The following is a 23455-nucleotide window of genomic DNA, read 5'->3' as shown; positions in this document are numbered from 1 at the left end:
CATCTGCATAATTTGACGAAGAGGAAACAGCAGCAAAAGAAAAAGGCCCCCAAACGTCGCCGCGTGGAAGCCCTTCTCATTGGTTTAGCAGCTAGAGAATCGCAAATTCACGAATCACTGTCAAGTGTATTTAGCGTCATTTTGGCGGGTGGATTTCTTTTGCCTTGTGGAAGGTGAAAGAAAATGGAGTCTCAATTCGGCCTGACGCCATTTGGCAGTCAGCGGATGACGCATGCCTTGTTGGCAGTGCATCAAAAAGCGAGAGAAATCCCTCAGGGAGCAGCCGCAGATAAGTGGCAGCTTCATCGTTGGCTGTGTGAAGGCAAGAATATCATTGGCATCAGTGATCGTTCTTTGGCTGTACTATCAGCCTTGCTGTCATTCTATCCTGAAAATACGCTGGTCGAATCCGGCGCTCTGGTCGTGTTTCCATCAAACAAGCAGCTGGCCTTGCGTGCGCATGGTATGGCCGATGCAACATTGCGTCGTCATCTCGCAGCGCTGGTAGAAGCTGGTATTATTACCCGTCAGGACAGCCCGAACGGCAAACGCTATGCCCGTCGCAGCAAAAGCGGTGAGTTAAAGGTTGCATTTGGTTTCTCTCTCGCGCCGCTTCTTATCCGTGCGTCCGAGTTTGAAGCTGCATCTGAACAAGTCAAAGCCGAAAAGGCTGCTCTGCGTGAGATCCGCGAACAGCTCACTTTGCTGCGCCGCGACATTTCAAAGCTGCTCGAATTTGCAATCGAAGCATCGCTTCCTGGTCCTTGGGATGAACTCAAAGTCGAGTTCCGTGCAGTTGTCGACAGCATTCCACGTCGTGCAGAGATGCAGGAACTGGCTATATTGGTCGCAAAACTGCAGGATATTCATGCTTCTGTTGATAAGGCTTTGAATAATAATCAAAAAGTTCAAAATCTGAGCGACAATGAATCCCAAAATGAGCGGCAGCTTAATGAATCAAAACCAGATTCCCATTTTGATAACGACGTTGCAAATTCGAACAACAGCGCGACTACAACACTGACGAACAGCGCTTACGAAACGCACGAAACCACTATTTCTCTCGATCTGGTTCTCAGAGCATGTCCAGAGATTGGTGCTTACGCATCAGCTCCTATCAGCCATTGGGAACATTTGATCGCAACAGCAGAGAAAGTAAGAGGTTTTATCGGTATCGATACCAAACTCTATGAGATGGCTCTGAAGATGCTTGGAAGACAGAATACGGCTATCACAATTGCCTATCTGCTCCAGCGTTATAACGATATTCGCTCTGTAAGTGGCTATCTTCGGATTCTCACGGAAAAGGCTGCTGAAGACGCGTTTTCTGTAAAAGCTCTCATGATCAGCGCCCTGCATATTCAGCAAAGACAACGACAACTCTCCTGATGACCTCGTGAAACAAGGCTTTTGAAGGAATGAGGCACAGTCAGTCCGTTGAAACTTAACAAAGGGTTAACTTTCGTAAACGGGTCATGGCGGCATAAACGAGGGTTGATCGGGCAATTCGAAGACAGGCGTGTGCAAAGCTTTTGACGAAATGAAACCTAAAAAGCGCAGGAAACTCAATTCCATACGCTCTGAAGGCTTAAGGCAGTTTTCTTCACTCAAGGCTACTCCACCAACTCGGCATAGACGAGATAACGAAGTGGGCCTTGTGTAACGGCATCAAAGGGATAACAGGTCGCTAGAACCAGGTTTGAGCCGGAAGCGTGAATATCGATCTGGGCTTCATCCCAGCGGGCGACAGTCATCTGAGTGGCGCGATAAGTGAATATCTTACCGTCATCCCGGGTGATGCGAATGAGATCGCCTTTCTCGACGTCTTTGAGAAAAGCAAAATGTGTGTCGCGATGTGCTGCATAGACGGCTGTTCCGGTCTCACCAGCCTTTGGTGTGTTCTGTAAATGGCCGGGACCAAAAGCGAGAGCCTGTCCGCTTGCGCCATTAAGAGCAATTGCTGATGCAGCCAGTCGTGGCGCTTCGATACGGGCTACCGGCCAGGTATCGGCCCAGCTCCACGGTTTGACCTTGTCGCCTGATGCGATGCTTTGCGTGAAAGCCCGCTCCAGAAGGATTTGTGCTGCATAGGCTTTTGCGTGAATCCAAAGACCCTGGCCGAAAATAACAAGACCACAGACCATCACGGCAACAGACAGAAGGGTGATGGGGGAGCGCAACAAGGCGCGCTCCTTTATCTTTGTATTTTGAGCGATAACGATACTCATCATGCATTCCCCCTGCGGCGTGAGAACCAGAAGATCAGGAAACCGATGAAAAGAACGCCCAGACCTTGCAGCATATTAAGTGTTGCCGGTGTTGCGGTTTGCGGCAGAGGCGTTGCAGGTGCCGGAACGCTCGGCATATTGACACGCTCTTGAGTGCGAACCTTGATCTGGTCCTGCCCGGCATCCGCATGGTCAAGCACGCTGCGTTCTGCACGAATGCCAAACAAAGTCTCGAAATCCCATGCGGCAGGAAGTTCCAAAGGAATATCAGCACGGGTAAGGGGTGTGTTTGCAGGACGTGCTGGCGTCTGATCGACAGCGACAAGACTTGTGAGACGTGTCACCAGATGGTGTTCCAATGCCAGATTGAGGATACGCGTGTCGGCTGCCAAGACTGAAATCTTGCCGAGCTTCATGTCCACTTCCGCATCATCGATTTTGCGACGAGCCCAAATTTTCGAAATGCCTTCCGCGGGGCTTGCTGCATCAAGTGACAGGGTGATCGTCCAGGGACGGCTTCCAACTGTACCTTGAACTGTAATGGTGCCAGTTGCATTTTTTGTACGGGCAGCAATCACCAACGGTTCGCCATGATAGATATCCGGTAGAATGCCGGGTGTCAGATTGGCGCCTTCCTGTGAGAAATTGACCTTTAGATCGGTGACAGCGGGATTCTGCAGCTTATCAAAGAGTTCACGCATACGCTGTTCCAGCTCTTCAGAAGAACCGATATGTGTGAAGGTGCCACGACCAAGTTCCGATGCCTTGCTCATCAGGTAAGTATTGGGTGCTGACCCGATGCCGACCATGAAGAGGCGCGAGCGGTCACGGCGCGATGCGATGACATCGAACATCTGCTGTTCGTTGCTGATTTCGCCATCAGTCAGGAACACGATCTGGCGCAAACCATCTTTCTGGTGGCTGTCATCAAGAGCCGCGTGCAGTGCGGGCAGCATTTCTGTTCCGCCGACAGCTTCGAGGCTGGCAACATACTGGCGGGCATCATTGATATTCTGTTGTGTGGCATCGACGGAATCCTCAAAGAATTTGGTCAGCGTGTCGTCAAAGCGAATGACGTTGAAACGGTCGCCGGGATTGAGATGCGAGAGGCCATAATCGAGACTGGCTTTGGCCTGTGTCATCGATGTGCCACCCATCGAACCTGAATTATCGATGACGAAGACGATCTCACGCGATTGCGCTGCATTGGTTTTGGCAAGCGGAGGGGTCACATATGCAAGCACATAGTCCTCATTGCCGACCCGTTCACGAAACAGCCCGACATTCGGCATGTCCGTTTGGGCTGCTTGCCATTCGAGGACGAAATCGCGATCCGCTGTGGCTTTTCCATCGAGAACGATTTTGGCGGTCTGCTCGTTCTGTCGGTCAATTCGCACAGGATGATAAAGGCTCTTGATATCGGATGCGGGGAAACCGGGTTTGAGATCGACCGTGATCGTTACCGGATTGATGCGCTCCTCACTGGGCATGATGAGCGGTGTTTCAATTGCGCTGTTGTCCGGGCCGGGCGCTGGTCGCGTTTTAGGCTGTCCCCAACCACCGGAAAGATCGGCGCTTTGTTCGATCGGATCGCTATTTTCAGGATTATAGCGCGGCGCCACAACAAGCGGCAGGCGCAGAGAAAAGCGATTGTCGCTGAGACGCACAGCCTGCTGATATTCAATCTGGATGACGACTTTCTCGTGCGGACCCAGATTGGCGACAGCATTGGTGAAGATGTTTGGCCGCTGCTGCTCGATGAGCGCAGCCTTCTTGCCTTCGCTTTTGGCTTTCTCGTAGATTTCGCGTGCAGCCTGCTTTTCCTTGATGTCGGCAACGATAACCCGGTCGCCCACGATCATTTTCAGGGAATAGACCGCGCTGTCTTCTGGCAGCGGGAAAACATAGAGCCCTTCAACCCAGCCATTGGTCGGATTTTCAAAAATCTGGCTGAGGCGGGCGCGGGCGGTTGGGCCGCTGACATCGATATTGTAGTCAGTGCTGATGCGTGGGGCTTCGACATATTGACCTTCTTTGCTGCCTTGCAGCAGAAGGCTTCCGCTTTGTACTGCATTCGGCGTCAGATAGGCCGGCGTCTCAGCACGGGCTGAAGCCACGTTGAGAAGCGAAAGAACAACAGCAAGGATTGGCAGTATCAGCATGTTCACAAACCAGATGAGTTTGCAGAACTGCGAGAGGCTGATTGCCCTTCCGCTGCGATGAGAGTGTCTGATGGCAGGCGACATGATGCGCTCCTGTATCTATCGGATAACTGGAGACAATTTTTGCCAGAGTGGTGTTTTAGTGCCAGCGTAAGCTTTCCCAAGTTTTATCCGGACTTTGCCGCAAGCCACCTTGCCGGTTCCGCTTATGTGTGGAATTGTGAAGAGAAGTACGGATTCAGGAAGTTCTCATGTCTCAGCAAGATGCGGTTTTGCCCGATCAGATGAATAGCCGTGTCGCTGAACGTGTGCGTGAGGAGATCGCGCGGCGCAGAATTTCCCGTCAGCATCTGGCGGATGAGGCGCGCATCAGCCTATCGACGCTTGAAAAAGCATTGTCAGGACATCGACCTTTCACGCTTGCCACCATCATCCGGCTTGAGCAGGCCATGGGGTTTGAACTGCGCGATCAGCTGGAAACAGAGAAGCCAAAGCCAGCCGCTCCCCATGGACATGCTGCAGAAGAACTGGGTGCTTATTCGCGTGCTGCCGTCTCATGGCTTGAAGGGACCTTCCTCACGCTTCGTCCTTCCTTCGGCAATCAATCCGATATTTTCGCTTATTGTACAGATATCAGCTGGGATGCCGAAAATACCCATCTGAAGTTTGAAGAGCGCGAGCGCACCGATACGTCTTTTTCGCAGCATGGACGTGTTTCTGTTCCGCATCTCTCAGGCCATGTTTATCTTGTAACCAATACGTCTGGCCAATACCGGATGGCGGTTCTGTCGCGCCCAAGCATCGCAGGTGAAATGTACGGCATTCTCACGACATTGCGGGCAGGGCAGGGCGCGCAACTGACACCTGTATCGGTGCCTCTGGCGCTTATACCGATGAAGGTTTTTGAAACGCCAGTCTTTGGGCGGGTCACAGCTGCAGATCAGGCCTATGACCAATATTCGCGCTTTATCAGCAAGACTCTTGGCGATGGTTATGCAAGTTTTGTGACATCGGAATAGATGAATAAAAAGTCTTACTTTATCTATTCTATTTACTACTAAATATGTCTGATTTAACAGCGTGATTTGCGTCTATTTCTCTTAAAATATTGAAATAGCAACAAATTATAGAGAGAATATTTCCTTAATTATGTTCAAATAACCGCCTTGCCTAATATATAAAATACCTCATTATTATTTTGCTGCCGCTGGCTGCAAAATGGAGAGGGATAATGAAGCATCGCGTAATTGGTCCTGCCTTTGTAACGTTTCTTTCAAGTACAGCCATTATTACAATCAGTAGTTTTATACTGAAAGCAGACCCGGCCTTGGCGGCCTGTTCATTTTCTCCCACACTTGGCGACGATACCTATATTTGCGATAGCGGCACATCTGCGACCGGGCTGACCGATATAAATGGCAATAACACTTTGCTGTTGCCAGCAGGCGGAACGGGTACAGTCAACGGCAACGTGACCTTCGGCGCAGGCACGGACCGGATCGAAGTTCATTCAGGCACGATCGCAGGCAATGTGGTTCAGGGTGACGGAGCAGATGCATTCGTCATTTCGGGCGGCACCGTCACCGGCAATATCCAGCAGGGCAGCGGCATTGATGATTTCCGCATGACGGGCGGCGAGATCGGATCACTCAATCAGGGTGATGCGCTTGATACGTTCTTCATGTCGGGGGGCCGGATTGTCGATGCCTTCGACGATGGCGATTACGCCGTCATGACCGACGGCCGTATCGGTCGCGTCAACATGAAGCTCGACAACAATTACTTCAATATGTCCGGCGGCACCATCGATCGCAATCTGGTGGCCGGTTTCGGTGATGATACGATCATCCTCTCCAATGGCATGATCGGCGGCAATATCAGCGTCAGCGGCGGCACCGATAGCGTGACGATTACCGGCGGTACCGTTGCAGGCGATATTCTTATGAGCTTCGGCAATGATCAGTTTAACTGGAATGGCGGCGGGATCGTCTATGGAAATATTGATCTGGGGGCCGACAACGATACTGCGGTTCTCACCAATCTGACAGACGCCAATATCGGCGCGACCAAGCGCCTGACAGGCGGCGAGGGCGTTGATGCACTGACTTTCAACAATGTCAAAACCGGCAAGGTTGCCCGCTTTGACAGTTGGGAGACGATCAACCTCACCAATGATACGCGGCTGACTTTTGACACGACCCTGACGCTTGGCGACGCCGGGACAGGCACCGGAACGCTGAATGTCGATGCCAGCAGCACGATCTATGGCGGTTCGGCACAAAGTGGCATCAATGCCTTTTCGGCCAGCCAGCTCGCTTCTGTCGTCAATGCCGGTCGTATCGATCTGACCAATGGTGGCTCAAGCACGAGCGACACATTTACGATCAAGGGCAACTATACCGGCCAGAACGGTCTTCTCTTCGTCGATACTGTGCTTGGCGCGGATGCTTCACCATCAGACAAGCTGGTCATCGATACGGGAAATGCGTCCGGCTCGACCGGTATCGTCGTCAACAATGTGGGCGGGGCGGGCGCTTCGACCGTTTCAGATGGCATTATGGTTGTGCAGGCGCTTAACGGTGCCACGACCGCAAACGGTGCCTTTGCGCTTAATGGCCGCGTTGCAGCTGGTGCTTACGAGTATTTCCTCTTCAGAGGCGGCGTGTCTGCCAATACGAATGAAAACTGGTATCTGCGTTCGACGCTGGTCAGCGGCAGTCAGCCTGCGCCTGTGGTTCCCGACCAGAATCTGACACCGGAAGCGCCGGAAAATACGGCTCCGCCGCCAGCACTGGAGCAGCCGCCGGCGACCCTGCCGGTCGATCCGAACGATCCCGACCCGGAAGATACGTCTTCTCCTGTGACGGAAAATTCGCCTGAGCCTGAAGCGCCACCTGCACCGCCAGCTGCAGAAGCGGCCAATCCGCCCGCCAGTTCCAGCGGACAATCTGCAATCCCGCAAATAGGCTTTGAAGGTGCTGTACCCCCATCACCGGGTGCCACGCGCGTCGAGGGCGATGTCGTTCCGCTTTATCGTGTCGAGGTGCCGGTCTATTCGGCTTTGCCGCCTGTCGCTCATCATCTGGCATTGACCACGCTCGGTACATTCCACGAGCGTCGTGGCGAGCAGGATCTCCTGAAAAGCGGCGGTTATCTGCCTGCGACCTGGGCTCGTCTGTTCGGTCAGGACATTGATATGAAGTGGCGCGGCACGGTTGCGCCGGGCCTTGATGGAAGACTCTTTGGCATTCAGGCAGGTCAGGACCTATGGGGCCGCGAAACGGAGAGCGGCCATTCCGACCGCTTTGGCCTCTTCTTTGGCTATGCGCGGGTAACGGGTGATATTACGGGCCAGGCCTTGGGCTGGAATGATCTGGCCGTCGGCGATCTTGAAGTGACCGGCACCAGCTTCGGCGGCTACTGGACACATATCGGCCCGCAAGGCTGGTATCTCGATGCCGTGCTGATGGGCACATGGTATGGCGGCGATGCCAATTCCAATGAAGGGCAGGGCATCGATGTTGATGGCCATGGTGTTACGGCTTCGCTGGAAGGTGGCTATCCGATTGCGCTAAGCGAAAGCTGGACATTGGAGCCACAGGCGCAGCTTATCTGGCAGAGCCTTTCGCTGGATGATCAGGCGGACCGGTACTCTTCGATTTCCTTCGATTCCGATAATGCCTGGACAGGGCGCATCGGTATGCGACTGCAAGGGGCCGAGGACACATCTATCGGCAAGCTGCGTCCATATCTGAAAGCCAATCTGTGGCAGAATTTTTCCTCCGATCAGACTGTGCGCTTTGCGACCGATCCGATTGTTACCGACCTGAAAGGCACTTCGCTGGAGGTTGGCGGCGGGCTGACCCTCGATATAACCGAAAAGGCCAGCCTTTATGCGACTGCCGATTACACCACCAATCTAGGTGGTGAGCGCAGCCGTATCTGGGAAGGTAATATCGGTTTGAATGTGAAGTGGTGAAATTTCAGTAGCCACCATTTCTGAACTGGTGTGTGCAGCATTGTTAACCGACTTGCTGCGGTCACATCCGCGTGATAATTGCGTCTCCTGCCAATTCTAAAGCATGTCACCCAAAAGTGGGAACCGGTTTTGGGATAATGACATGCTTGAAAATAGAGACTTAAAGCGTGTCGCATGGACCAGATATAATATGTCACGCTTTAGGAGTACGCCGTGGAACGACTGATCGAACGCAGCCTTTTCGCCAGTCGCTGGCTGATGGCACCCATGTATATTGGCCTTGCTATGGCGCTGGTCATTCTGGTCTGGGTTTTCATCGTTGAGTTATGGCGCTTTGCCATGATCGTCCCGTCAATGACGGTCAATGATGCGGTTCTTGGCGTGCTGGCGCTGATCGATCTCAGCCTTGCTGCCAATCTTCTGATGATCGTGATCTTTGCAGGCTACGAAAACTTCGTCAGCCGCATGGATCTCGCCGATCACAAGGATCGTCCTGATTGGCAGGGTGAAGTCGATTTCTCGGCACTCAAGCTCAAGCTCGTCGCCTCCATCGTGGCGATTTCCGGTATTCATCTTCTCAAAGTGTTTATGGACGTCGCCAAATACTCCGCCGATCACATCAAATGGATGGTGATAATTCATCTGGTTTTCGTGATTTCTGGCGTGCTTCTGGCCGCAATGGACTGGATTGCCAATCACGGCAAGACGCTTAAAAAGTCCAAGGCATCGAAAGCCCAAGCCTAATCATGCAGTGATTGCGTCGGCTTCGCGCAGGCGATAGCCGACTCCTGTTTCCGTCAGAATATAATGCGGCTGATCGGGAGATTTCTCGATTTTCTGGCGCAGCTGGCGGACATAGATGCGCAGATATTGCACATCGGCCACCGGTCCCCACACATGGCTCAGAATATATTGATGCGTCAGCACCTTGCCGGCGTGCTGAACAAGCAGACGCAGGATTTCATATTCCTTGGGCGAGAGCTTTATCTCCGCATCATCAAGTTTCACGATGCGCCTGACCAGATCGACCGATAAACCATCGCTCTGAAAAACCGGCTTCTCGCCCTGCTGGTGCAGTTTATGGCGCAGCGCCACCCGCGTTCTTGCAGCCAGTTCCTTCATGCCAAAAGGCTTGGCTACATAATCGTCCGCACCGGCTTCTAGGGCGCGCACAATGCCTGCCTCATCGGTACGGCTTGAAAGGATGAGAACTGGCAACGTCTGTCCCCGTTCGCGCCACAGACGCAGAAGTTCGTGGCCGTCCGTATCGGGCAAGCCAAGGTCAAGCAGAACGAGATCGGGCTTTTCACTCTCAAGCAACAGGTCTGCTTCGCGCGCATTGGCCGCTTCAATGATCGTATAGCCTTCGGTCGTAAGCCCCACCCGCAGCAATTTGCGAATGGGTGGCTCGTCATCGACGACCAGAATTTTCGGCTTTGGATCGTTCATGAGTTCCTGTCTATCTCTTGAAGCGGCAGCGGTATGGTTATCGTAAAACGGGCGCCGGAACCCTCAGCCCGGTTTCCGGCCCGAATAGTTCCGCCCATTGCTTCTGTGAAGCCGCGGGCAATGGAAAGGCCCAAGCCCGTTCCTGCCTGTACGTGATCACCCTTGCGAACGCGATAGAATGTATCGAAAACCCGTTCAAGATCGATCTCGGGAATACCGGGACCATGATCGCTGATTTCAAGCACCACATGACCACGCTCGACATGCGCTTCAAGCGCGATTTCTGATCCCTGCGGCGCATATTTTGCGGCGTTATCGAGAAGATTGAACAATACCTGCTCAAACAAGACCGCATCAAGCCGCAGCATGGGAAGATCGGCTGCGACCGCCACCTGAAGCTTGTGATGCGCGAGAATCTTGACCGCGCGATGCAGCGCTGCTCCCACAATATCGCCGAGATAATGTAGCGACAGATTGGGTTCCATGGCACCTGATTCAATGCGTGTCATATCAAGCAGATTGGCGATGAAGCGGTTCAGCCGTTCGGATTGCTCGACAATGGTCGATAGCAATTCGGTGCGGTCGCTTTCGGGCAGCGAAACGGAATAGTCGCGCAATGTGGTGGCGGCCCCCATGATGCCCGCAAGTGGTGTTTTAAGATCGTGCGATATGGAGGTGAGAAGCGCCGAGCGGAGCTTGTCTGCCTCTGCGGCAAGCTTGGCGCGTTCAACATCGCCCACAAGCTGCACACGCTCGATGGCAATGGCTGCCTGATCACTGAGCGCTTCAAAAAGTCTCTGCTGTTCGGGTGTCAGGATTGGCCCCTGCCGATCATTATCGAGCCCGATCACGCCGACAGACGTGCGCGCTGTCTTGAGCGGCAGATAAAGCCGCTTGGCGCCAGGCAGCGTATCCGCACCCCGACCGGCTGGCAGTTCATGTTCCCAAGCCCAGTGAGCTGCAGCAATATCGGCATCGACAAGACTGTCATCGGGCGGGTAGCCTGCGCGAACTGCAATGCTTTCACCTTCGGGAAGCAGGATGACAACGCGCACTTTCAGCATGGAAGCGATCTGAAAGGCGGTTGCCCAGAGCACATCATCGAGCGAACCAGTTCCCGCCAGCTTCTTGCTGAAAAGATAAAGATCCTCAGTCATGTTTGCGCGCTGCCGTGCCGCTGCTGCCTGACGCTGCACGCGGCTTGCCAGATTACTGGCGACAAAGCTGACAAGCAGAAAGAACGAAAGCGCCACCACGCTTTCTGGGTCTGCGATAGACAGCGTGTAGAGCGGCGAGAGGAAGAAGAAGTTATAGGCAAAAGCGCTTAACACCGACACGAACAGCGCTGGCCAAAGACCGAGCGTGACCGCAACGCCAAGAACGCCTACAACGAAAACCAGAGCGATGCTTCGCACATCCAAAAACTGGTCGAGCAGAAGCCCGACACCAAGCGCGCAGGCCGTGACCAGTGAGGCGGCGAGATAAGGCTTGATGTTGAAGGCGCTCGGTTGACTTGCGGTTTTGACACCACGCGTCGTCCCCGCCTTGTCGCGGTCGGCAGTCGAGGTGATATGAACATCGATCGCGCCTGAATGGCGGATAAGATCATGCCCGACAGAGCCTTCGATTGCCTCGCGCCAGCGCGACTTTGCCGATTTTCCGGCAACGATATGCGTGTAATTATGTGTTGAGGCGTAACGCACCAGATCTTCGGCAATATTCTGGCCGGGAATAATCACGGTTTCGCCGCCAAGCCTTTCGGCCAGGCGCATGGTTGCCGAAATCCGGTCTTTTGCTTCATCGGACAGATTAGCCGAACGCGGCGTTTCAATGTGAATGGCAGCCCAGGGCGCCCGCATCCGATCGGCAAGCCGCCGCGCATAGCGCACCAATGAAGCACTGCTTGTGCGCTGGTCGATGGCAACCAGAACACGATCACCCGCAGCCCATGGCCCTTCAATGGCATGTGCCCGCATATGGGTTAGCAATTGTTCGTCAACCCGCTGTGCGGTGCGGCGAAGTGCAAGTTCGCGCAGGGCAGTCAGATTGCCGGGAGAAAAATAGTTGCGGATCGCACGCTTGGCGGTTTTCGGCAGATAGATCTTGCCCTGGTCAAGCCGCTTGATGAGATCGTCCGGCGTGAGATCAATCAGCTCGATATCATCGGCCCGGTCGATAATACTGTCGGGCACGGTTTCGCGCACGCGGATGCGGGTAATCTGCGCCACCACATCATTGAGGCTTTCCACATGCTGAATATTGAGCGTGGTATAAACATCGATCCCGCGCGCCAGAATTTCCTCGACATCCTGATAGCGCTTGGGATGACGGCTACCCGGTGCATTGGTGTGGGCCAGCTCATCCACCAGAACCAGTTGCGGCTGTCTTTTTAGGATGGCATCGATATCCATCTCATCGAGCTGGTGGCCATGATAGGACACCGGCTTGCGGTCGATGATTTCAAGCCCATCGACAAGCGCTTCCGTTTCCTGTCGCCCATGCGTCTCGACAATGCCAATCACCACATCAATGCCGTCCGCTTTGCGCGCACGTCCCGACATCAGCATTTCATAGGTCTTGCCGACGCCGGGTGCTGCTCCCAGAAATATCTTGAGACGGCCGCGCGTTTCGCGCTCTGCCTGTTCAAGCAGCGCATCGGGGGAAGGCCTCATATCGCCAAGGCGAAGATCGTCCGATACCAAGCGTCGTTCCTCAAAATGAGAAGGCAGCGGGCAAGCCCGCCGGTAGAGCGGTTTCATTTTTAGCAGAATCGTTGAAACCGCTCTATTTCTTTGTTTTCACGCATTATCCAACACAAAACCGCGATGCACTTTTGCTGGAAATGCTTTGATCTACTCTAGTTAATCCCGGTTCTGTCCAGAACAAGATTAAGCTTGAGCACATTGACCACGGGCTCACCAAGAAAACCAAGCTCGCGCTGCTCGATCTGCTGTTCGACGATGCCGCGAAGGCTCGCTTCATCAAGCCCGCGCGCTTTGGCAACGCGAGGCACCTGAAAAAGAGCAGCTTGCGGTGAGATATGCGGATCAAGCCCGCTTGCCGATGTTGTGACGAGATCAATCGGCACTTCGGCATTGGGTGTACCCTGTCGCAATGCATCGGCATCGGCTTTGATGCGTGCAATCAGTGCCGGATTGGTTGGTCCAAGATTGGAGCCACCCGAGCTTGCAGCATCATAACCTTCTTTGCCTGCCGCAGAAGGGCGGCCATGGAAATAGCGCTCGCCTGCAAATTTCTGGCCGATCAGTTCAGAACCGATCACCTTGCCATCCTTTTCGACGAGGCTGCCATTGGCCTGTTGCGGAAAGATGGCTTGTGCAAGGCCGGTCATGCCAAGCGGATAAATCAGCCCTGTGATGACAGTAAGAGCAACGATCATGACGAGTGCTGGACGCAGTTGTTTCAACATTCTCTTGTTCCTTAAACCAGGCCGAGGGCGACAATGGCCATATCAATGGCCTTAATGCCGATGAACGGAACGATGACGCCGCCGAGGCCGTAGATCAGAAGATTGCGCGACAGCAGCGCGCCTGCGCCAACAGGCTTATAAGCAACACCCTTCAGCGAAAGCGGGATCAGCGCGACAATGATGAGTGCGTTGAAGATGATCGCCGAGAGGATCGCGCTTTGTGGGGTTGCAAGCCCCATGATGTTGAGCGCGCCAAGCTGCGGATAAAAGGCGAGAAACATCGCGGGAATGATCGCAAAATACTTGGCAATGTCATTGGCAATCGAGAAGGTCGTGAGTGCGCCGCGCGTCATCAGCAATTGCTTGCCGATCTCAACAATCTCAATGAGCTTGGTTGGATCACTATCGAGATCGACCATATTCCCGGCCTCGCGTGCGGCAACCGTACCCGTATTCATGGCAACGCCGACATCGGCCTGCGCCAAGGCTGGCGCGTCATTGGTGCCGTCGCCGCACATCGCCACAAGCTTGCCCTTGGCCTGTTCCTGCCGGATAAGCTCAAGCTTGTTTTCTGGCGTTGCCTGCGCCAGAAAATCATCGACGCCTGCTTCTGCAGCAATCGCCGCCGCCGTCATCGGATTATCGCCAGTAATCATCACTGTGCGGATACCCATGCGGCGCAATTCAGTGAAACGCTCGCGGATGCCGCCCTTGACGATATCCTTGAGGTGAATGACGCCAAGCAGGCGTCCATCCTTGCTGACTGCCAAAGGCGTTCCGCCGGTTTTGGCGATTGTGTCGGCAATGGCTTGCAGTTCATGGACGGTCTTTTCATCCGATGTTGCATGTTTGAGCACGGCATCAACCGCGCCCTTGCGGATTGACGACCCGTCAACATCGACACCGCTCATCCGGCTTTGCGCCGTGAAAGGCACGAAGATCGCATTCAGGCTCTGCATATCGCGGCCGCGCATGTCGTATTTTTCCTTGGCAAGAACGACGATGGAGCGGCCTTCTGGCGTTTCGTCGGCAAGCGAGGCCAATTGTGCGGCATCGGCAAGGGCCAGTTCATTCACGCCGCTAACCGGCATGAAGGCTGTGGCCTGACGATTGCCGAGCGTGATTGTGCCGGTCTTGTCGAGCAAAAGCGTGTCAACATCACCGGCAGCTTCCACCGCACGACCAGACATCGCAAGCACATTGAAGCGCACCAGACGGTCCATACCGGCGATGCCGATTGCCGACAAAAGTGCGCCGATTGTGGTCGGGATCAGGGTCACGAAAAGGGCAACCAGCACGATGACGGGAATATAACCGCCCGCATAGGAGGCAAAGCTCGGAATTGTCACCACAGCCAGAACGAAGATCAGCGTCATGCCTGCAAGCAGGATGTTGAGCGCGATTTCATTTGGCGTCTTCTGGCGTTCAGCCCCTTCGACAAGGCTGATCATCTTGTCGATGAAAGTCGAGCCCTGAGCCGCTGTGATGCGGACCTTGATCCAGTCAGACAGAACCTGCGTACCGCCGGTGACAGCAGAGCGGTCGCCGCCCGATTCACGAATGACCGGAGCGGATTCACCTGTGATGGCTGCTTCATTGACGGAAGCCACACCTTCGATGACTTCGCCGTCGGATGGAATGATATCGCCTGCTTCAACGATCACCACATCGCCGACCTTGAGACTTGTGCCAGGTACGGTCGTAAAGTCTTTCTGGCCTATATCACGGAGCAGTTTGGCCTGGGTTTCCGTGCGGGTGCGGCGCAGGGATTCCGCCTGTGCCTTGCCACGACCTTCGGCAACAGCTTCGGCAAAATTGGCAAACAGCACTGTGAACCAGAGCCACAGCACGATCTGGAACGAAAAGCCGATATCGGCTCCGCTGGTCGCAACATCCTTCAACAGAAGAACAGTTGTAAGCATGGAGACCACAGCCACCACGAACATCACCGGATTGCGTGCAAGGCTTTTGGGATTAAGCTTGCGAAAAGCGTCACCAATGGCGGGAATGAGGATGCGCGCATCAAGGATGCTGGCCTTAACGACTTTGGCGGATTGGGACTTGCTCATAGGGAACTCCAGAAAAGCGGACCCAGAAATTCTGCAGCAAGTACGATCATCAGCACTGCTGCAAGAATGAGGAGAATGAGGTTTGATGGCCTAAAACTCCGTGCATCCGAATGGATGCAAAAAGGAGTTATTAACTTGCTGAATATGTGCATTAGAATGTTTGCCCGTTGATCAGCGCGAGATGTTCAGCCACAGGTCCGAGCGCCAGTGCGGGGAAGAAGATCAGACCACCCACAACGAGAATGACACCGATCAGCAGACCGACGAAAAGCGGTCCGTGGGTCGGGAATGTCCCGGCGGATTCGGGTGCTGCCTTCTTGGCAACCAGTGAGCCTGCAATTGCCAGTGCCGGTACGATGACCAGAAAGCGGCCCATCAGCATCGCAAGACCGATGGTGATATTGTACCAGGGCGTGTTGCCCGAGAGACCGCCAAAGGCAGAACCGTTATTGGCGGTGCCCGACGTATAGGCATAAAGGATTTCCGAAAAGCCATGCGGCCCGGGATTGGCAATCGAGCTTAGACCTGCCGGAATGACTGTGGCGATTGCCGTAAAGCCAAGGATCGAAAGCGGCAGGCAGAGAACGGCGAGCATGGCCATCTTCACCTCTTTTGCCTCGATTTTCTTGCCCAGATATTCCGGTGTGCGTCCGACCATCAGACCAGCCACGAAGATTGCCACGACAACAAACAGGATGATGCCGTAGAAGCCTGCGCCCACGCCGCCGATAATGATTTCACCCAGCATCATGTTGATCATGGGGATCATGCCGCCAAGCGCCATCATGCTGTCATGCATGGCAATGACTGCGCCACAGGAGGCGGCTGTCGTCACCACTGCAAATAGCGCCGACATGGTAATGCCGAAGCGGGTTTCCTTGCCTTCCATATTGCCGCCATCAATGCCAAGCGCGTGGATCAGCGGATTGCCCGCAGCTTCTGCCCAGTAGCAAATGGCAACACCGGCCACAAAGAGCACGCCCATCGCAGCGAAAATCGCCCAGCCCTGCTTTTCATTGCCGACCATGCGGCCAAACACATTGGTAAGGCCTGCACCGATGGCAAAAATCGCTACCATCTGGATCATGTTCGAAATGGCATCGGGATTTTCAAATGGATGCGCGGAATTGGCATTGAAGAAGCCGCCGCCATTGGTGCCGAGCATCTTGATGGCAAGCTGGGAAGCGACCGGACCAAGCGCTATGACCTGACGCGCGCCTTCAAGCGTGGTGGCTTCGACATAAGAGCCGAGCGTCTGCGGTACACCGAGCGCCACAAAAGCGAGTGTCATGACCACACAAATGGGCAGCAGGATATAGAGCGTGCAGCGTGTGAGGTCATACCAGAAATTGCCCAGCGTCTTCATCGATTTGCGCGAGAAGGCGCGGATAAGCGCAATGGCAATGGCCACACCCGTTGCAGCCGAAACGAAGTTCTGGACCGTAAGACCTGCCATCTGGGTGAGATAGGACATGGTGCTTTCGCCACCATAGTTCTGCCAGTTGGTGTTGGTCACAAAACTTGTTGCCGTGTTGAAGGCGAGATCGGCAGGCACATTGCTCATGCCCATCGGGTTGAAAGGCAAGGAACCTTGCGCGCGCTGCAGAAAATAAAGCAGCATAAAGCCTGCAAGATTGAACAGCAGCATGGCGGCTGCATAGCTCGTCCAGTGCTGCTCCTCACGCTCACTTGTTCCTGCCAGACGATAAAGTCCCCGTTCGATGGGAACGAGGACAGGCGAAAGAAACGTGCGCTCGCCATTGAAAACGCGCGTCATATAGCTGCCAAGCGGCTTTATGAGCGCGATGATGATCCCGCAAAAGATGAGGATCTGTATCCATCCATTGATTGTCATGGTTTTTCCCAAGCCTGATTAGAGCGCGTTTCGATCTGATTGAAACAGATCCGCGCTCTAAATCTTTGGTTTAACGCGCAGCGTATCCGAAATTGGCTTCCCACTTTTCGGGATGCGCTCTAGGCTCAAATCGGCTGCTTATTCAGAACCGTTCCGGACGAATGAGCGCGTAAAGAAGGTAGGCGGCAACGAAAGCCGCAACCAAGGCGCCTGCGATATATTCAATCAGCATGGCGGGTTCCTCAAAGCCTCTCGCAAAGGCGCAAATAGCCAAACAGCATTGCGAAGAAAGCGATGCCGATACCAAGAACGGCAATATCCATTGTCATTTTGAATGCCCTGTCGCGATTGCCTCATGGGCCGAATGCCTATGGGGCTCTCTGTTTCCACAGCAGGGATTATGCTGCCGCAGCCCATAGGGTTTCGAGAGAGGGGAAAAGGCTGAAAAATAAAAAAGTCATATATGTTTTGACGTCAGGCAGGTGACAACAAAAAAACGCGCCGCTGGTCGCGACGCGTTTGGCTTTCAATTTTGCGATGTATCTTATGGGTTCAGATCATCAAAGGCCCGGGTAATCGCATCTTTTGGGCTTTTGCTGGCAATCAGGCTTGCCAGAAGGATCCGCGCCTGACCGGGACGCAAAGTCTGCGAATGCACGGCACCGGCTGCAACCAGATCATGGCCGCCACCGCCGCCGCCATAACCCGGCACCAGAACGCCGGTTGGAACGCGGCTTGAAACCACCACCGGGATATTGTTTTTCGTACACTCTTTCACGGCTGCAACGATTGTTGCATTGGCATTGCCAGAACCGAGAGCTGCCAGCACAATGCCGTGGCTTTGAGCCTGAATGCTCGCCCGAAGATGCAGGTCGTCGCAACCCGGATGAATGGCAACAATATCGACCCGTGTTGCGCTGATAGATGCGGGCAGGTGGATAGCATCCGGTCTTTCCAGATCGCGCACTTCCCGAAATGCATCGGCGTGGTCACTGCTGAACTTGAATGCGCCCCATGCAGGCACGATCCTGCCGCCGAAGGCGATCAAGACGCCTTTTTTGACATTGGCCGGGTCTGTTGCAAGATTGATTGCAGTCGTCAGATTGTGTGGACCATCCGCATCGGGATGATCGGCAGTGAACTGCGCGCCGGTTAAAATCACCGGTTTGGAAAGGTGGTGTTGCAGATGAACGAGCAGGGCCGTTTCTTCCATGGCATCCGTGCCATGCAGCACGACAACACCATGAATTTCGGGATCTGCAATCTGCGCTGCAACCGCATCGGAGATAGTCTGCATATCGATCAGTGTCAGGCTGGATGAATCCTTAGCCATCAGATCGATGGGGCGCAGCTGCGCCCCGACATCGCCAAGGGTCGCAAGCAGATCGTCACCATTGAGCGTCGGCGTGGCTGCGCCATCTTCCCCGCGCTTGCTTGCAATAGTTCCACCGGTGGCGATAACCGCCACCAATGGTTTGAATTGCGAATTACTCACTCTGCCCCTCAATCAGCTGTTTTTTGCGTCTCAGCTGCGCGTTCTGCCGCCAGACGATAGATTCGGTCACGCAGACCATACCAGCCAATAACCAGTGCGGGTACAATGATAATCAGCGAGCCGATGGTGTAGGAGCCGACCGGATAGTCTGCCGCCATTAGAACCAGAACGCCAAACAGGAAGAACAGCGTCAGGATGCCGGTATATGGCGCGCCGAACATACGGAATTCCGGACGGGCGATCTCGCCTTTGCGCGCGAGATACCACAGCTTGAGCTGGCACAGGATGATCACGCCCCAGGCGGTGATGATGCCCAGCGAAGCAAGGTTCAGCGCGATTTCAAAAGCTGCGGCAGGCACAACAGCATTCAGTGCAACGCCAATTGCGGTGACGACTGCAGTAACAGCAATACCGCCATAAGGAACGCCGCTCTTGTTCATCTTGGCAAGTGCCGCCGGAGCAGAACCCGAAACAGCCATCGAGTGCAGAATGCGTCCGGTCGAATAAAGACCGGCATTCAGCGATGACAAAACCGCAGTCAGCACGACGAGGTTCATGATGATATCTGCACCCTGAACGCCGATCTTGCTGAAGAAGGTCACAAACGGGCTTTCACCAGCCGAATAGAGCGTATGCGGCAGCAGAAGGGTGAGCAGCAGAACCGAGCCGACATAAAAGACCAGCAGGCGGAAGACGACTGTTTTAATCGCGCCCGGCATGATCTTGCGTGGGTCTTCGGTTTCACCAGCCGTGGTGCCGATCAGCTCGATCGAAGCATAGGCGAAGACCACGCCTTGTATGATTACAAGGGCGGGCAGGATACCGTTCGGGAAGAAACCGCCGCTTTCACGAATGAGATGGAAACCCGGCTGATGGCCATCGATCGGGGTGCCGGACACGACAAAATAAATGCCGACAGCAAGGAAAATTACCAGCGACAGCACTTTGATAAGGCTGAACCAGAATTCCAGTTCGCCAAAAACCTTGACCGAGAGCAGGTTCATCGACAGCACGAGGACGAGCGCGGTCATCGCAAACATCCACTGGTCGATCCCTTCGAGCCAGGGCACATAATGCTTGAAGAAATTCATGTAGAGGGCGACAGCAGTCACGTCTGCAATCGATGTCATTGCCCAGTTGAGCCAGTACATCCAGCCAGCCGCAAAGGCCATTTTCTCGCCGTAAAATTCACGGGCATAGGAGACGAAGGAGCCGGAGCTCGGGCGATGCATAATCAGCTCGCCAAGGGCGCGCAGCACCAGAAATGCGAAAAAGCCACAGACGGCATAAACGAACACAAGCGACGGGCCAGCCTGAACCAGACGTCCGCCTGCACCCAGAAACAGACCCGTTCCGATTGCTCCCCCGATGGCAATCATCTGGATCTGACGCGGCTTCAGCGCTTTGTGATAGCCGCGGTCTTCTTCTGTGAAGACTTCGCGTTCTGCCGGTGTGGCTTTGATAAATTCCGTTGTCATCGCTCCTCCCTGAGAGCTCAGTTTTGAATAAAGGCTATAGCTTTACGCAGTACCCGCAACGAAGAACGGCATTTTTGAAACAGTCAGATACATGGAGCTCGTGCACGGCCCGGCAATGCATCTTTTGTTTTAATTGAAAGCATTGTTGAGAAAAGAAACCTCACCACCCTAAGGGTGAGCAGGCTTCCGAACATGCTTCAATTCGTTCCCATTGCATTTTCTGTAAAGCTGCATGACAGATTTAATTGCGGCTTTAACGCATATCAGAAAACACGAGTCAAGTTCACAAGTGTGTTGACGCTTGTCTCAAGGAGGAGTAACCGAATTAAATCTGTCATGCTGTCAGACAGATTTAACGTTTCGAGTTCAGGAGGACAAAGTGGTCGGAACGCGCGTTGAACATGATCTGCTTGGTGCAAAGGAGGTGCCTGCAGATGCTTACTGGGGCGTCCATACGGCGCGAGCAGTGGATAATTTTCAGATTACAGGCGTCAGCATCGGACGCTATCCCTATCTCGTGCGCGGCCTGACTTTCGTCAAAGAAGCCGCAGCGCTGGCCAATCATGAACTCGGCCTGTTGAGCCGCCAGCATCTGGATGCGATTGTGAGTGCCTGTCGCGAAATCCGTGATGGCGCACTGCACGATCAGTTCGTGGTCGATGTCATTCAGGGCGGTGCGGGCACATCCACCAACATGAATGCAAACGAGGTTATCGCCAATCGTGCGCTGGAATTGCTTGGGCATAAAAAGGGCGATTACGCGCATCTGCATCCCAACGATCATGTCAATCTCAGCCAGTCGACCAATGATGCCTATCCGACCGCAATTAATGTCGGTCTGATTGAAGCCATTGATGAGCTGGCTGATTGCATGGAAATTCTTCAGGCATCGTTTGAGCGTAAAGCGCGCGAATTCGACAAGATGCTGAAGGTCGGGCGCACACAGCTTCAGGATGCGGTTCCGATGACACTGGGGCAGGAGTTTCGCACCTTTGCAGTGATGCTTGGCGAAGATCGCCTGCGGCTGCTTGAATCGGCAAAGCTTCTGCATGAAATCAATTTAGGCGCCACGGCAATCGGCACCGGGCTTAATGCGCCGAAAGGCTATGCAGCGCTTGCCTGTGAGCACCTTTCGCGTCTGACAGGTCGCCCGCTGGTCACGGCCAGCGATCTGATTGAAGCAACGCAGGATCCGGGTGCTTTCGTGCATCTTTCAGGCGTTTTGAAGCGCGTTGCGGTCAAGCTTTCCAAGACCTGTAACGATCTGCGGCTTTTGTCGTCCGGTCCGCGTGCCGGTATCGGCGAAATCAACCTGCCAGCCGTTCAGGCAGGCTCCAGCATCATGCCGGGCAAGATCAATCCGGTGATCCCGGAAGTGGTCAATCAGGTGGCTTTTGCGGTCATCGGCAGCGACATCACGATCACCATGGCAGCCGAAGGCGGTCAGTTGCAGTTGAATGCTTTTGAGCCGATCATCGTGCGCTCACTGTCGGAAAGCATCAGCCATCTGGGTGCTGCCTGCCGCATTCTTGCAGAACGTTGTGTGGATGGCATAACCGCCAATTCAGAAATCATGGCGCGGCGTGTGGAGGAATCCATCGGTCTTGCCACAGCACTTAATCCGCTGATCGGCTATTATGCTGCGACCAAAGTTGCGCAGGAAGCGCTTGCCACCGGTCAGACGGTGCCGGAGGTCGTGCTCGCGCAGGGCCATATGACAGCGGAACAATTGCAGCAGGCGCTCAAGCCTGAGCACCTTGCCAATCTGGCGATTGAAGCCTGAGAATGAAGCGCATCGGACATTCAGTCTGATGCGCTTTTTTCTTTCGCCATAATGGTGGTGACGGCCAGCTTCACCTGACCGAGATGGCTCTGCATGGCCAGACGCGCCTGTTCTTCCGAGCCACTCTTTATCGCTTCGGCAATCTGGCGATGCTCGATGTTGGAAGCCTCGCGGCGACCGGCCATGAGATTGACGAGTTCCGACTGGCGCGAAAGCGCCACGCGGGCATCAGCAACGATTTTTGCAAACATGGCATTGCCGGAAGCAGACGCTATCATGCTGTGAAATTCGGTGTCGAGCAGCACCCATTTATGCGGATCGGTCTGCTTTTCCATGCGATCGCAGAGATCAATGAGTTTTGCCATCTGATCATCTGTGTGGCGGATTGCGGCCCATCCGGCTGCTGGCACTTCGATGAATGGGCGGGCCTCGATCAGATCGCGCGCCGAATAGCCGCCATAGCTCAGTTCCGGGCCGGGAGATGTTTTAAGCACATAAGTCCCGCTTCCGGTGCGGGTATGGGTGAGGCCAAGCGTTTGCAGCGAGCGCAATGCCTCGCGCACGATCGGGCGACTGACGCTATATTTTTCAGCGAGCTGAGCTTCCGAGGGCAGGCGTGTTCCGACCGAAAGTCGACCGCTTGCTATGGCTGAGCGAATATCTTCAAAGACGATTTCCGCAGCACTTTTCCGGCTTACCGGACTGGAATCTGCTAGCCATTCAGTGACCACCCAAAACTCTCCCGCTTTTTAGCAACCTGTCTAACAGCTAGGCAATTTATGACGGCAGGGCAACAGCTGTTTCGTACAAGACCGGGTTTAAGCAGAACTTAGAGCATGTCTCCAAAAACTGGGAACCCGTTTTGGGCGCCATGCTAGCGTTTGATGGCGTGATAACGACCGTGATGATAGACGAGCGGTTCACCTTCGCCGCTGACAATCCTGAGCGCACGACCGATGATGATGGCGTGGGTATGACGCTCAATGATCTCTTCAACTTCGCAATCGATGGAAGCAAGCGCGCCTTTCAGGGCCAGCGCGCCGCTTTCAAGCGAATACCATTCCGCACCCTCATAGCGCGCCGCACCCTTCTCGCCATTCCGGCCTGCAAAACGGTCGGCCACAGCCTGCTGCTCGCCCGAAAGAATATTGAGGCAGAAACGGCGTTCGGCATTGATTGTCGGCCAGACCGAGGCAGTCAGATTGATATTGACGATGATTGTCGGCGGTTCGACCGAAAGAGCAGTCGCAGAAGTTACGGTTGCGCCGGTTCTGGCGTCGCCGGTTCCTGTCGTGAGGACGCTGATGCCGGCAGCAAGCTGTCGCATCGCAGCTTTCAATTCATCCGCCGTGGTCGTGTTGGGGATTAAATCGAGCGCTGCAGAGTTCAGTCTGTTGGGATGTGCCATCAATCATGCCAACCGGAAACCTTGGGAGCGCTTCCGGCCTTTTGTTTGGGGGATATAAATATTGCAGCCGCACCGTATGCTTGGGGGAGGAGGGCGATGCGGCTACTGTCTTTATGTAT

The 23455-nt window shown here is 54.3% G+C and carries 17 protein-coding genes; 5 read left to right on the top strand and 12 right to left on the bottom strand.

What is annotated here, in order from left to right; translation table 11 throughout:
- The first annotated feature begins 183 nt into the window (after positions 1 to 183).
- Entirely contained in the window at positions 184 to 1389 is a 1206-nt protein-coding gene (gene repC / locus RT142_RS12315; RefSeq protein ID WP_313028849.1) for a plasmid replication protein RepC, read from the top strand.
- 224 nt (positions 1390 to 1613) lie between these two features.
- On the opposite strand, the gene RT142_RS12310 is transcribed toward repC, so the two are convergent.
- A complete protein-coding gene (locus RT142_RS12310) occupies positions 1614 to 2228 on the bottom strand; it encodes a class GN sortase (protein ID WP_313028983.1) in 615 nt (204 codons plus the stop codon).
- Positions 2228 to 4474, bottom strand: coding sequence for a marine proteobacterial sortase target protein (locus RT142_RS12305; RefSeq protein WP_313028846.1), 2247 nt, complete (start codon positions 4472 to 4474; stop codon positions 2228 to 2230). Before RT142_RS12305 ends, RT142_RS12310 begins: the two co-directional genes overlap by 1 nt.
- A gap of 167 nt (positions 4475 to 4641) precedes the next feature.
- Between RT142_RS12305 and RT142_RS12300 the strand changes: the two genes are divergently transcribed.
- From RT142_RS12300 to RT142_RS12290, 3 genes are all read left to right on the top strand, one after another.
- Positions 4642 to 5409 (top strand): multiprotein-bridging factor 1 family protein, encoded by a 768-nt coding sequence (locus RT142_RS12300; RefSeq protein ID WP_112804356.1) that lies wholly within the window; start codon positions 4642 to 4644, stop codon positions 5407 to 5409.
- A 212-nt stretch (positions 5410 to 5621) separates the two neighbouring features.
- Positions 5622 to 8369 (top strand): autotransporter outer membrane beta-barrel domain-containing protein, encoded by a 2748-nt coding sequence (locus tag RT142_RS12295; RefSeq protein WP_313028844.1) that lies wholly within the window; start codon positions 5622 to 5624, stop codon positions 8367 to 8369.
- Between the two features lie 213 nt (positions 8370 to 8582).
- Positions 8583 to 9113 (top strand): TIGR00645 family protein, encoded by a 531-nt coding sequence (locus tag RT142_RS12290; RefSeq protein WP_079213316.1) that lies wholly within the window; start codon positions 8583 to 8585, stop codon positions 9111 to 9113.
- Here the strand turns inward: RT142_RS12290 and RT142_RS12285 are convergent, their stop codons facing one another.
- From RT142_RS12285 to RT142_RS12250, 8 genes are all read right to left on the bottom strand, one after another.
- On the bottom strand, positions 9114 to 9818 hold the full coding sequence (locus RT142_RS12285; RefSeq protein WP_313028841.1) for a response regulator transcription factor: 705 nt from the start codon (positions 9816 to 9818) through the stop codon (positions 9114 to 9116). It lies immediately after the preceding gene.
- Positions 9815 to 12490 (bottom strand): sensor histidine kinase KdpD, encoded by a 2676-nt coding sequence (locus tag RT142_RS12280; protein ID WP_313028981.1) that lies wholly within the window; start codon positions 12488 to 12490, stop codon positions 9815 to 9817. The genes RT142_RS12285 and RT142_RS12280 overlap by 4 nt, the downstream gene beginning before the upstream one ends.
- A 185-nt stretch (positions 12491 to 12675) precedes the next feature.
- Complete coding sequence (kdpC, locus tag RT142_RS12275; protein ID WP_313028839.1) at positions 12676 to 13248, bottom strand: potassium-transporting ATPase subunit KdpC; 573 nt, start codon at positions 13246 to 13248, stop codon at positions 12676 to 12678.
- Between the two features lie 11 nt (positions 13249 to 13259).
- The gene (gene kdpB / locus RT142_RS12270; protein WP_105519216.1) at positions 13260 to 15317 is read right to left on the bottom strand and encodes a potassium-transporting ATPase subunit KdpB; all 2058 of its coding nucleotides are present in this window, start codon (positions 15315 to 15317) and stop codon (positions 13260 to 13262) included.
- A 151-nt stretch (positions 15318 to 15468) separates the two neighbouring features.
- Entirely contained in the window at positions 15469 to 17172 is a 1704-nt protein-coding gene (gene kdpA, locus RT142_RS12265) for a potassium-transporting ATPase subunit KdpA (protein WP_313028835.1), read from the bottom strand.
- A 142-nt stretch (positions 17173 to 17314) separates the two neighbouring features.
- The gene (gene kdpF / locus RT142_RS12260) at positions 17315 to 17404 is read right to left on the bottom strand and encodes a K(+)-transporting ATPase subunit F (RefSeq protein WP_036567035.1); all 90 of its coding nucleotides are present in this window, start codon (positions 17402 to 17404) and stop codon (positions 17315 to 17317) included.
- Between the two features lie 312 nt (positions 17405 to 17716).
- Complete coding sequence (locus RT142_RS12255; RefSeq protein WP_313028833.1) at positions 17717 to 18667, bottom strand: asparaginase; 951 nt, start codon at positions 18665 to 18667, stop codon at positions 17717 to 17719.
- A gap of 8 nt (positions 18668 to 18675) precedes the next feature.
- Positions 18676 to 20145 carry an amino acid permease gene (locus RT142_RS12250; protein ID WP_064321345.1) on the bottom strand — a complete coding sequence of 490 codons (1470 nt, stop codon included), beginning with the start codon at positions 20143 to 20145 and terminating at the stop codon, positions 18676 to 18678.
- A 379-nt stretch (positions 20146 to 20524) separates the two neighbouring features.
- On the opposite strand from RT142_RS12250, the gene aspA reads away from it, so the two are divergent.
- Positions 20525 to 21928, top strand: coding sequence for an aspartate ammonia-lyase (gene aspA / locus RT142_RS12245; RefSeq protein ID WP_313028830.1), 1404 nt, complete (start codon positions 20525 to 20527; stop codon positions 21926 to 21928).
- Positions 21929 to 21948: 20 nt separating this feature from the next.
- On the opposite strand, the gene RT142_RS12240 is transcribed toward aspA, so the two are convergent.
- Both RT142_RS12240 and RT142_RS12235 read right to left on the bottom strand, forming a co-directional pair.
- Positions 21949 to 22659 carry a FadR/GntR family transcriptional regulator gene (locus RT142_RS12240; RefSeq protein ID WP_007877439.1) on the bottom strand — a complete coding sequence of 237 codons (711 nt, stop codon included), beginning with the start codon at positions 22657 to 22659 and terminating at the stop codon, positions 21949 to 21951.
- Positions 22660 to 22802: 143 nt separating this feature from the next.
- The gene (locus tag RT142_RS12235) at positions 22803 to 23336 is read right to left on the bottom strand and encodes a flavin reductase family protein (protein WP_313028826.1); all 534 of its coding nucleotides are present in this window, start codon (positions 23334 to 23336) and stop codon (positions 22803 to 22805) included.
- Positions 23337 to 23455 lie beyond the last annotated feature (119 nt).

It is taken from the genome of Brucella sp. (assembly GCF_032066345.1).
In the GTDB taxonomy this organism is placed as follows: Bacteria; Pseudomonadota; Alphaproteobacteria; order Rhizobiales; family Rhizobiaceae; genus Brucella; species Brucella pseudogrignonensis.
The sequence above is the reverse complement of the archived record's forward strand: the minus strand, read 5'-3'. Positions and strand labels throughout refer to the sequence as shown.